This window comes from Streptomyces sp. NPDC001604, from assembly GCF_042893475.1.
In the GTDB taxonomy this organism is placed as follows: domain Bacteria; phylum Actinomycetota; class Actinomycetes; order Streptomycetales; family Streptomycetaceae; genus Streptomyces.
Genome location: NZ_JBIAUY010000001.1, coordinates 543,375 through 554,959, shown reverse-complemented (window position 1 = coordinate 554,959; position 11,585 = coordinate 543,375). Strand labels below are relative to the sequence as shown.

The window sequence follows — 11,585 nt, the reverse complement described above, 5'->3', positions numbered from 1 at the left end:
CCGGTCGGGCTCTACCCTGATCTCTGCTCGATAGTTACTCGCGAGTTAAACAACGGTTCGCGAGTGGATACAGCCGCAGTCAATACCGCCGCACTTGAGCCAGCCGCGCTGCCGCGGGCCCCGGAGGATGTCGTGAGCGACACACAGACACTGATCGAGAACCGTCCGCCGAGCGTGGCGACCCTCTTCCTGGAACGCGTTGCGGCCACACCGGACGCGGAGGCCTACCGCTACCCGGTGGCGCCCGCCTCCGGCGAGGGCCCCGACGACTGGAAGTCGCTCAGCTGGGCGCAGGCCGCCGAGCGTGTCTACGCGATCGCGGCCGGTCTGATCGAACTGGGAGTCCAGCCCGAGCAGCGCGTCGCGCTCGCCGCCTCCACCCGGGTCGAGTGGATCCTCGCCGACCTCGGCATCCTGTGCGCCGGTGCGGCCACCACCACGGTCTACCCGCAGACCAACGCCGACGAGTCGGCGTTCATCCTCTCCGACTCCGACAGCCGGGTGCTGATCGCGGAGGACGCGGCACAGCTCGCCAAGGCGGTCGAGAAGCGTGCCGAGCTGCCCGACCTCACCCATGTCGTCGTGATCGACCCGGTCGGCGTCGAGACCAGTGACTGGGTCCTCACCCTCTCCGAGCTGGAGGCCCGTGGCGCCGCCCGTCTTGAGAAGGACCCCGAGCTGATCAAGGAGCGGGTCGGTGCGATCACGTCCGATCAGCTCGCGACCCTGATCTACACCTCGGGCACGACCGGCCGCCCCAAGGGTGTGCGTCTGCCGCACGACAACTGGTCGTACATGGCGAAGGCGATCGCCGCGACAGGGCTGATCAGCGCCGAGGACGTGCAGTACCTGTGGCTGCCGCTCGCGCACGTCTTCGGCAAGGTCCTCACCTCGGGGCAGATCGAGGTCGGGCACGTCACCGCCGTCGACGGCCGCGTGGACAAGATCATCGAGAATCTGCCGGTCGTGAAGCCGACGTACATGGCGGCCGTCCCGCGCATCTTCGAGAAGGTCTACAACGGGGTCGCGGCCAAGGCGAAGGCCGGCGGCGGCGCCAAGTACAAGATCTTCCAGTGGGCGGCCGGGGTCGCCCGTGAGTACGCCAAGGTCGCGCAGGACAACTTCCGGCGCACCGGCACGGCCTCCGTCCCGTTCTCGCTCGGCGCCAAGCACAAGGTCGCCGACGCTCTGGTCTTCGCCAAGATCCGCGAGGCGTTCGGCGGGAACCTGCGGGCGTGCGTCTCCGGGTCGGCCGCGCTCGCGCCCGAGATCGGCTACTTCTTCTCCGGCGCCGGCATCCACATCCTGGAGGGCTACGGCCTCACCGAATCCTCGGCGGCCTCCTTCGTGAACCCCGGCGAGGCCTACCGCACCGGCACGGTCGGCAAGCCGCTGCCCGGCACGGAGGTGCGGATCGCGGACGACGGGGAGATCCTGCTGCGCAGCCCGGGCATCATGGAGGGCTACCACGGGCTGCCCGAGAAGACCGCCGAGGTGCTGGAGTCGGACGGCTGGTTCCACACCGGTGACATCGGCGAGCTGTCGCCCGACGGGTATCTGCGCATCACCGACCGCAAGAAGGACCTCATCAAGACGTCCGGCGGCAAGTACATCGCGCCCGCGGAGGTCGAGGGGCAGTTCAAGGCGGTGTGCCCGTACGTGTCCAACATCCTGGTGCACGGGGCCGACCGGAACTTCTGCACGGCGCTGATCGCTCTGGACGAGCCGTCCATCTTGCAGTGGGCTGCGGAGAACGGGCTGGAGGGCAAGTCGTACGCCGAGGTGGTGGCTGCGGAGGCCACCGTTGCGCTGATCGACGGGTACGTGAAGGAGCTCAACCAGGGGTTGCAGCGCTGGCAGACCGTCAAGAAGTTCCGCCTGCTGCCGCGTGACCTCGACGTCGAGCACGGGGAGATCACGCCCAGCCTGAAGCTGAAGCGGCCTGTCGTTGAGCGGGAGTACAAGCACCTCATCGATGAGATGTATGCCGGTACGCGCGAGGCGTAGGGGGTGGCGGGGGTTGTTCGGCGGCTGACGGCCCGTTGTGGTTGATCGCTCAGTTCCCCGCGCCCCTAAAGGCCTCGGCCCCTGGCCACCAGTTGCCGTAGCTCTCGGACCTGTTCGCGCAGTGCGGGCAGGTCCGGTGCCTCGTCGGCGAGATCGGCATCCAGCGTCGCCAGTCGGCTGCCCACCTCGCCGTAATCCGCCTGCTCCTGTGCCACCAGACGTTCCAGCTGCTGGTTCTTGCGGTGGAGGTCGAGGAAGACGGTGACCTTGGCGCGGAGGACCCAGGGGTCGAAGGGCTTGGTCAGGTAGTCCGCGGCTCCTGTGGCGTAGCCGCGGAAGGCGTAGCCGGAGTCGTCCTCCGCGCCGGTCAGGAAGATGATCGGGACGTCCTTGGTCTGGTCGAGCCGCTTGATGTTGGCGGCCGTCTCGAATCCGTCCATGCCGGGCATGCGGACGTCGAGCAGGACGAGGGCGAAGTGCTGGCGCAGCAGCGCCTTCATCGCCTCCTCGCCCGACCGTGCGCGTACCAGCGGCTCGTTGAGGGACCCCAGGACGGCCTCCAGCGCGATCAGGTTGTCCTCCATGTCGTCCACGAGGAGGATGCTGGCGCGCTCGTTGGTCGTTGCCTCAGCGCTCATGATGAGTGTGCCTCATTCGGTGTTCGGCCCTGCCGCCGCTTCCTCGGTCGTGCCCGGCTGCGGGGCAGTGGTGTCGGTGGTCTCGTCCGGGCCCTCCGGATCCAGCAGTGCACAGACGACCGTCAGCAGCTGATCGACGTCCACCGGCTTCGGTACGTAGTCGTTCGCACCCCGGCCGATGGACTTCTCGCGGTCTCCGGGCATCGCCTTGGCGGTCAGGGCGACGATGGGCAGACCGGACCAGCGGGGGGTGCGGCGGATGGCGGCGATGGTCTCGTAGCCGTCCATCTCCGGCATCATGATGTCCATCAGGACCAGTTCGACGTCAGGGTTGCGCTCGAGCGTCTCGATTCCCTCGCGGCCGTTCTCCGCATACAGGACCGGCATGCCGACGCGGCCGAGGACATGGGTGAGGGCGAAGACGTTGCGGATGTCGTCGTCGACGATCAACACCCGCCGCCCGGGCAGGACCTGACCCGCCCGGCCCGTCTTCCAGGCCTCCAGTTTGGTGGGGGCCGGCCAGGAGTCGTCCACGTCGTGCGTGGCGGTGAACGGCTCGGCGGACAGCTGTTCCGGCATCGGCAGCGCATGCTCCTCGGGGACCGGCCCGGTCGCCGGGTGTCCGGGGCTGACTACGGGGACGTACAGCGTGAAGGTGGATCCCTTGCCGGGCTCGCTGGTGGCGACGATACGGCCGCCGAGCAGGCCCGCGATCTCACGGCTGATGGACAGGCCCAGGCCGGTGCCGCCGTACTTGCGGTTGGTGGTGCCGTCGGCCTGCTGGAACGCCTCGAAGATCACCGGGAGTTTCTCGGGCGCGATGCCGATGCCGGTGTCGGTGACGGCGAAGGCGATCACGTCGTCGCTGTCCCGGACATGGAGGCGCTCGGGGTCCTTGATCCGAGTCACGCGCAGTTCGACCCGGCCGGTCGCGGTGAACTTGATCGCGTTGGAGAGCAGGTTGCGCAGGATCTGCTGCAGCCGCTGCTCGTCCGAGTACATCTCGCGCGGCACGTCCTCGCCGACCGCCACCTCGAAGGCGAGGCCGCGGTCGAGGGTGAGCGGTCGGAAGGTGGCGTGGACGTAGTCGAGGAGCTTGATGAGCGGGAGCTTCTTCGGGCGTACGTCCATGCGGCCGGCCTCGATCTTCGACAGGTCCAGGATGTCGTTGATCAGCTGGAGGAGGTCCGAGCCGGAGCGGTGGATCGTCGTCGCGAACTGCACTTCCTGGTCGGAGAGATGGCCGTCCGGGTTGTCGGAGAGCAGCCTCGCCAGGATCAGCAGGGAGTTCAGCGGGGTGCGCAGCTCGTGCGACATGTTCGCCAGGAACTCCGACTTGTACTGCGAGGAAGTCGCGAGCAGCGCGGCCTTCTCCTCCAGTTCGGCGTTCGAGCGCTGCAACTCCGCCTGCTGCTTCTGGAGTTCGTCCGAGCGCTCCTGGAGCTGCATGGCCAGGCGCTGGGACTCGCCGAGCAGGGACTCCGTACGGGAGTTGGCGATGATCGTGTTGATCGCGACGGCGATGGTGTTCACGAACTGGTCGAAGAAGGCGAGGTGGACGTCGGAGAAGCGGGAGAAGGAGGCCAGCTCGATCACGCCGAGGAGCTTGTCCTCGAAGAGGATCGGGATGATGACGACGCTCGTGGGGGCCGCCTCGCCGAGCCCGCTGTTGATCTTGATGTAGTCCGGCGGGGCCTCCTCGACGAGGATCCGCTTCTTCTCCCGGGCCGCCTGCCGGACCAGTCCGTGCACCGGGAGGCCGCCGGTCTCGATGGTCGTGCCCTGGGCCGAGCCGTACCCGGCGATGAAGGCGAGTCCCTTCGTGGGTACGGCGGTGCGCAGCCCGGCGCTCTCCTCGTCGGGGTCGGCCAGGAAGAACGCGCCGTACTGGGCGTTCACCAGCGGGGTCAGCTCGCGCAGCAGCAGGTCCGCGACCTCCATCAGATCGCGGTGGCCCTGCATCAGCGCGGCCAGACGGGCCAGGTTGGACTCCAGCCAGTCCTTCGCGCGGGTGGTCTCGCGGAGGTTGGCCACCATCAGGTTGATGTTGTCCTTCAGCTCGGCGACCTCGCCCTGGGTCTCCACGGTGATGGAGCGGGACATGTCGCCCTGGGCCACGGCGGAGGCGACCTCGGCGATCGCGCGGACCTGCGTGGTCAGGTTCGACGCCAGCTCGTTCACGTTCGTCGTCAGGCGCTTCCAGGTGCCGTACACGCCCTCGACCCGTGCCTGACCGCCGAGTTGACCCTCGGAGCCGACCTCGCGGGCCACGCGGGTGACCTCGGAGGAGAAGGAGGAGAGGGTGTCGACCATGGTGTTGATGGCGGTCTTCAGCTCCAGGATCTCGCCGCGGGCGTCCACGTCGATCTTCTTGGAGAGGTCGCCGTTGGCGACGGCGGTCGTCACCTGGGCGATGTTCCGCACCTGTGAAGTCAGGTTGTCGGCCATGTAGTTGACGTTGTCGGTCAGGTCCCGCCACACCCCGGACACCCCGAGCACCTGGGCGCGGCCGCCGAGCCTGCCGTCGGTTCCGACCTCGCGGGCCACCCTCGTCACCTCGTCGGCGAAGGCGCGCAGCTGCTCCACCATCGTGTTGACGGTGTCCTTCAGCTCGAGGATCTCGCCGCGGGCGTCGACGGTGATCTTCTTGGAGAGGTCGCCGTTGGCGACGGCGGTCGTCACCTGGGCGATGTTGCGGACCTGTGAAGTCAGGTTCAGGGCCATGAAGTTGACGTTGTCGGTCAGGTCCTTCCAGACGCCCGACACGCCCCGTACCTGCGCCTGCCCGCCGAGGTTTCCCTCGGTGCCGACCTCGCGGGCCACGCGGGTGACCTCGTCGGCGAAGGCGGAGAGCTGGTCCACCATGGTGTTGATCGTGGACTTCAGTTCCAGGATCTCGCCCTTCGCCTCGACGGTGATCTTCTTGCCGAGGTCGCCCTGGGCCACCGCGGTCGAGACCAGGGCGATGTTGCGGACCTGCGAAGTCAGGTTGTCCGCCATGAAGTTGACGTTGTCCGTGAGGTCCTTCCAGACGCCGGAGACGCCCCGCACCTGGGCGCGCCCGCCGAGGTTTCCCTCGGTGCCGACCTCGCGGGCCACGCGGGTGACCTCGTCGGCGAAGGCGGAGAGCTGGTCCACCATGGTGTTGATGGTCGACTTCAGTTCCAGGATCTCGCCCTGCGCGTCGACCGTGATCTTCTGGCTCAGGTCGCCGTTCGCGACGGCGGTGGTCACCTGGGCGATGTTGCGGACCTGTGAAGTCAGGTTCGACGCCATGAAGTTGACGTTGTCGGTCAGGTCCTTCCAGACCCCGCTGACACCCCGCACCTGGGCCCGCCCGCCCAGCTGGCCCTCGGTGCCGACCTCGCGGGCCACGCGGGTCACCTCGTCGGCGAAGGCGGACAGCTGGTCGACCATCGTGTTCACGGTCAGCTTCAGTTCCAGCAGCTCACCGGTCGCCTCGACGGTGACGGTACGGGTCAGGTCGCCGCGGGCCACCGCCGTCGTCACCAGGGCGATGTCGCGCACCTGCGCGGTCAGCCGGGACGCCATCGTGTTGACGGCTTCGGTCACGTCCCGCCAACTGCCGGAGAGACCCGTCACCTTGGCCCGCCCGCCGAGCCGCCCTTCGGTGCCCACCTCGCGCGCGACCCGCGTCACCTCACCCGTGAACAGGGAGAGCTGGTCGACCATCTTGTTCACGGCCCGGCCCAGCCGCCGCAGATCACCGCGCAGCTGCCGGTTGCCGTCGTGCAGGTCGACCCGCTGCGTCAGATCGCCGCCGGCGACCGCGTCGAGCACCCGTGTCGCGTTCGCCGCCGGGGCCACCAGGGCGTCGAGCAGCTGGTTCACATCGTTGACCCGGGAGGTCCAGGCGCCCTGCCCGGGGCTCGCCGTGACGCGCTCGTCGAGCCGACCGTGCCGTACCAACTCCCGCTTCACACGCTGCACTTCCCCGTTGAAATGCGTGCTGCGGTCCATGATCTGGTTGAACACGGCCGTCAGCTCGGCCACCATCCCGTGGCCCGTCTCCGGGATCTTCGTGAAGTCGCCGTCCCGGGCGGCGGTCATCGCGGCGAGCAACGGACGCAGCTCCGATGCTCGGAGTTGTTCCGGTTTTTGACCGTCTTCGAGCACACGCGTAGCACTGTTCTCACTCATGGCGGCCCACTTCGGTAACTCGGCGCTTATGGGCGAGGCCAGTCTGTCACTCTGTCGGCATCGACTGAGGCGTATTCGTCCGAACCGCTCGGGGAGCTGTCCATGGGGGCCATTCCGACGCAACGGGAGACCGCTTCCTGCGCTTGCGATGCGCCTGCACACCGGCACGCGACCGAGCACGGGAGGGTGGACCCGCGTGCGCAGACGTACACCACCCTGCCCGGCAGCCCCCTCGCGCCGGGCTCCGCCCGCGCCCTCGTACGCGCCGTGCTCACCGACTGGGCGGAGACCGGCCTCCCCGGCGCCGAACACCTCACCGACCGGCTCGCCGACGACGCCGTGCTCGTCGTCAGCGAACTCGTCACCAACGCCGTCGTGCACGCGGGCACCGAGGTCGAGGTGGAGTGCCGCATGGAGGAGGCGCCCGCCGCGCTCGTCGTGGAGGTCTCCGACCACCACCCCTCCCGGGCGCCCCGCGACTCGGAAGCCGTAGGGCCCTACGAGACGGCCGAAGTGCCGTACGGAACACCGGAGCACGGCCGCGGGCTGCGCCTGGTCGCCACGCTCGCCGAGTCCTGGGGCGTCACCTTCCGCCGGGGCACCAAGACGGTGTGGGCGCGGCTGCCCGCCGAGCGCGACCCGACCCCCGGCGAGCCGGAGGCGCACGCCGGCCGGCAGGCACTGGAGAGCGGGCTGCGCGCCGCCGAGATACTGGCGCCCGACCCGCAGCGCGCCGAGCGCGACCGGGACTGGCTGCACCGCGGTGCCCTGTCCTTCCTCGCCGAGGCGTCCGATCTGCTGGCCGGGCAGCTCGACGAGAACCTGGTCGCCGCACTCGCCGGACAGCTGATCGTGCCGCGGCTCGCCGACTGGTGCGCGGTGTGGCTGGAGGACGAGGCCATGGGCCGCGGCGGCTGGGCCGACGGCACCGGGGGCGCCGGGCCCCGCCTGGCCCGCGTCTGGCACTGCAGCGAGAACCGCATCGAGGAACTGCGCCGCGCCCTGGAGAAGGACCCGCCGCATCCGCCCGAGACGATGAGCGTCCCGCCCGCCGAGGGCAGCCGGGACTGGGGCAGGTCCGGGCCGGTCGTGTACCCCTGGCCCGGCGAGGCGCTCGACGTGCGCGACGAGCACGGCGCGGCGCTCGCCTACCGTCTGATCGCGGGCGGCCGGCCGCTCGGCACGCTCGTCATCGGACGCGCCGGGCTGCTGCGCTTCCCCGACGAGGTCACCGGGCTCGTGGAGGACCTCAGCCGCCGGGTGGCGCTCGCCATCGGCGCGGCCCGCCAGTACGCCCGCCAGGCCACCATCAGCCAGGTCCTGCAGCGCGGCCTGCTGCCCGCGGCCGTCGCCGAGATCCCCGGCGTACGCAGCGCCCTCGTCTACGAACCGTGCGACAAGGGCGGCCCCAGCGGCGACTTCTACGACCTCTTCCCGGCCGGCGACGGCCGCTGGTGCTTCGCCGTCGGCGACGTCCAGGGCAAGGGCCCCGAGGCCGCCGTCGTCATCGGCCTGGCCCGCCCCTGGCTGCGTCTCCTCGCCCGCGAGGGCTACCGCGTCACCGACGTCCTGGACCGCCTCAACCGCCTCCTCCTCGACGACGCGACCGAGGCCGCGGACGCCGCCGCCCGGGCCCTGGTACGGCCGCCCGCCCCCGGCGACGGCCCGCAGACCCGCTTCCTCTCCCTCCTCTACGGCGAGCTGACCCCCTTCGACGGCGGCATCCGCTGCACCCTCGCCTCCGCGGGCCACCCGCTCCCGCTGCTCCTCGGCCCCGACGGCAGCGTCCGTACGGTCGCCCGCCCGCAGACCCTGCTCGGCGTCGTCGAGGACGAGACGTACACCAGCGAGACCTTCGAGCTCCGCACCGGCGACAGCCTCCTGTGCGTCACGGACGGCGTGACCGAGCGCCGCTCCGGCTCCGACATGTTCGACGACGCCGACGGCCTCGCGACCGCCCTCTCCGGCTGCGCCGGGCTGAGCGCCGAGCTGATCGCGGAACGCATCCGCAGGCTGGTCCACGAGTTCGGCGGACGCCCGCCGGAGGACGACCTGGCGCTGCTGGTGCTGCAGGCGGAGTGAGCATTTCGTACGGTGCTGGACAATGGAAGGCATGCCTTCCGCACTCCCCGACGGCGAGCCGGTCCCCGCCGACGGCGCCCTCCCCGCCTCCGCGCTCGCCGGGGCCCCCGACCGCCCCCTCGGCTTCTACCTCCACGTCCCGTACTGCGCGACCCGCTGCGGCTACTGCGACTTCAACACCTACACCGCCACCGAGCTGCGCGGCACGGGCGGTGTCCTCGCCTCCCGCGACAACTACGCGGACACCCTGATCGACGAGATCCGCCTGGCGCGGAAGGTCCTGGGCGACGACCCGCGTCCCGTCCGGACGGTTTTCGTCGGCGGCGGCACGCCGACGCTCCTGGCCGCGGAGGATCTCGTACGGATGCTGGGGGCGATCCGGGACGAGTTCGGCCTGGCGGCGGACGCGGAGGTCACGACGGAGGCGAACCCGGAGTCGGTGGACCCGGCGTATCTGGCCGCGCTCCGGGAGGGCGGCTTCAACCGCGTCTCCTTCGGCATGCAGAGCGCGAAGCAGCATGTGCTGCGGGTGCTGGACCGGACGCACACGCCGGGGCGCCCGGAGGCCTGCGTCGCGGAGGCCCGCGCGGCGGGCTTCGAGCACGTGAACCTGGACCTGATCTACGGCACCCCGGGCGAGTCGGACGACGACTGGCGGGTGTCCCTGGAGGCGGCGCTCGGCGCCGGGCCGGACCACGTGTCGGCGTACGCGCTGATCGTCGAGGAGGGCACCCAGCTGGCGCGTCGCATCCGCCGGGGCGAGGTCCCGATGACGGACGACGACGTCCACGCGGACCGCTACCTGATCGCGGACGAGGTGATGTCTGCGGCTGGTTTCGACTGGTACGAGGTCTCCAACTGGGCCACCTCCGAGGCGGCCCGCTGCCTGCACAACGAGCTGTACTGGCGGGGTGCCGACTGGTGGGGCGCGGGCCCGGGCGCGCATTCCCACGTGGGCGGGGTGCGGTGGTGGAACGTGAAGCACCCGGGGGCGTACGCGGCGGCGCTGGCGGCGGGGAAGTCGCCGGGGGCGGGCCGGGAGCTCCTGTCGGAGGAGGACCGGCGGGTGGAGCGGATCCTGCTGGAGCTGCGGTTGCGGGAGGGGGCGCCGCTGTCCTTGCTGAGGGAGGAGGGCCGTGCGGCCTCCCGCCGGGCGCTGTCGGAGGGGCTGCTGCAGGAGAGCTCCTACGACGAGGGGCGGGCGGTGCTGACGCTGCGGGGGCGGCTGTTGGCGGATGCAGTGGTGCGGGACTTGGTGGATTGATCACCCGTGCGGGTGGTCGCCTCTGGTTGGGCCCTCGGGTGTCCGCGTCCCGTTTCTAGGGTGCCGTCATGAACGACTGGCAGGTGATCGAGTTCTTCGGCACGCTTGATGTCCCCGAGGGGATCAGGGCCGAGCTCTTGCGAGGGGACATCGTGATGACGAGATCCCCGGATCTGGTGCACAACTGCACGGTGGCGGAAGTCCAGGACGGCGTTCCGTACAGCCGTTGGCACAGGTTGCAGCGCCAGTACGTCGAGATGCACCGGGAAACAAGCGAGCCGGTCCCGGACATCGTGGTGCTCGAACGGAGTGCCTGCCCGGATTCCGGCCGCCTCGTCCCGGTCGAGGTAGTCACCATGCTGGTCGAGGTCGTGTCCAGGGCCAGCGCACACCGCGACTATGTGACCAAACGATCGATCTATGCCGGGTCTGGCGTACCGGTGTACCTGATCGTCGATCCGGCAGCGGCTGCCTGCCTCGTGCTCACCGAGCCGTACGGCAGCGGCGAGTGTGCCGACTATCGGTGTCAGCGCAGCTGGAGGTACGGGGAGACACTTCACCTGCCGGTGCTGAACATCGGCATCAACACCCGCGAGTTCAGGGCTGTGTTGGACCCGTGACGAAGTCGATCAGCTCCTCCACCCGCCCCAGCAGCTCCGGCTCCAGATCCTTGTAGGACCCCACCCGCTTCAGGATCGCCTGCCACACAGCCCCGGTGTTCTCCGACGGCCAGCCCAACGCCCGGCACACCCCCGTCTTCCAGTCCTGCCCGTGCGGCACCCGCGGCCACCCGGCGATCCCCAGCGACGACGGCTTCACCGCCTCCCAGATGTCGATGTACGGGTGGCCCACCACCAGCGCGTGCTCGCTCGTCACCGACTCCGCGATCCGCCACTCCTTCGTACCCGGCACGAGGTGGTCCACCAGCACCCCCAGCCGCGCATCCGGCCCCGGTGCGAACTCCTCCACGATCGACGGCAGGTCGTCCACGCCCTCCAGGTACTCCACGACCACGCCCTCGATCCGCAGGTCGTCACCCCAGACCTTCTCGACCAGCTCGGCGTCGTGCCGGCCCTCGACGTAGATCCGCCCGGCGCGGGCCACTCGCGCGCGTGCCCCGGGGACGGCCACCGAACCGGATGCCGTACGGGTGGGGCGTACAGGAGCCGCACCGGACGGTCGTACGAGCGTCACCACCCGCCCCTCCAGCAGGAACCCCCGCGGCTCCAGCGGAAACACCCGGTGCTTGCCGAAGCGGTCCTCCAGGGTCACCGTGCCCGCCTCGCAGCGGATCACCGCGCCGCAGAAGCCGGTGCCGGGCTCCTCGACCACCAGACCCGGTTCCGCCGGTACCTCCGGAACCGGCTTGGGCTTCTTCCACGGCGGGGTCAGATCGGCGGAGTACTGGCGCATTCGAGTGACGATAGGAGAAG

At 70.0% G+C, this 11,585-nt stretch carries 7 protein-coding genes; 4 read left to right on the top strand and 3 right to left on the bottom strand.

Going from position 1 to position 11,585, the window contains the following annotated elements:
- Positions 1-132: 132 nt before the first annotated feature.
- A complete protein-coding gene (locus ACFY1E_RS02600; RefSeq protein ID WP_389070522.1) occupies positions 133-2,007 on the top strand; it encodes an AMP-dependent synthetase/ligase in 1,875 nt (624 codons plus the stop codon).
- Positions 2,008-2,072: 65 nt separating this feature from the next.
- Here the strand turns inward: ACFY1E_RS02600 and ACFY1E_RS02595 are convergent, their stop codons facing one another.
- Together ACFY1E_RS02595 and ACFY1E_RS02590 are read right to left on the bottom strand one after the other, a co-directional pair.
- Positions 2,073-2,645 carry a response regulator gene (locus ACFY1E_RS02595; RefSeq protein ID WP_351470880.1) on the bottom strand — a complete coding sequence of 191 codons (573 nt, stop codon included), beginning with the start codon at positions 2,643-2,645 and terminating at the stop codon, positions 2,073-2,075.
- A gap of 12 nt (positions 2,646-2,657) precedes the next feature.
- Entirely contained in the window at positions 2,658-6,806 is a 4,149-nt protein-coding gene (locus tag ACFY1E_RS02590; RefSeq protein ID WP_389070519.1) for a HAMP domain-containing protein, read from the bottom strand.
- Between the two features lie 102 nt (positions 6,807-6,908).
- Between ACFY1E_RS02590 and ACFY1E_RS02585 the strand changes: the two genes are divergently transcribed.
- From ACFY1E_RS02585 to ACFY1E_RS02575, 3 genes are all read left to right on the top strand, one after another.
- Positions 6,909-8,888 (top strand): SpoIIE family protein phosphatase, encoded by a 1,980-nt coding sequence (locus ACFY1E_RS02585; RefSeq protein WP_389070517.1) that lies wholly within the window; start codon positions 6,909-6,911, stop codon positions 8,886-8,888.
- Positions 8,889-8,919: 31 nt separating this feature from the next.
- Positions 8,920-10,152 (top strand): radical SAM family heme chaperone HemW, encoded by a 1,233-nt coding sequence (gene hemW / locus ACFY1E_RS02580; protein ID WP_389070515.1) that lies wholly within the window; start codon positions 8,920-8,922, stop codon positions 10,150-10,152.
- A 68-nt stretch (positions 10,153-10,220) separates the two neighbouring features.
- Complete coding sequence (locus tag ACFY1E_RS02575) at positions 10,221-10,772, top strand: Uma2 family endonuclease (protein WP_389070511.1); 552 nt, start codon at positions 10,221-10,223, stop codon at positions 10,770-10,772.
- Here ACFY1E_RS02575 and ACFY1E_RS02570 read toward each other — a convergent pair.
- A complete protein-coding gene (locus ACFY1E_RS02570) occupies positions 10,750-11,565 on the bottom strand; it encodes a DUF3097 domain-containing protein (RefSeq protein ID WP_389070508.1) in 816 nt (271 codons plus the stop codon). The two genes, ACFY1E_RS02575 and ACFY1E_RS02570, sit on opposite strands and share 23 nt — an antisense overlap.
- Positions 11,566-11,585 lie beyond the last annotated feature (20 nt).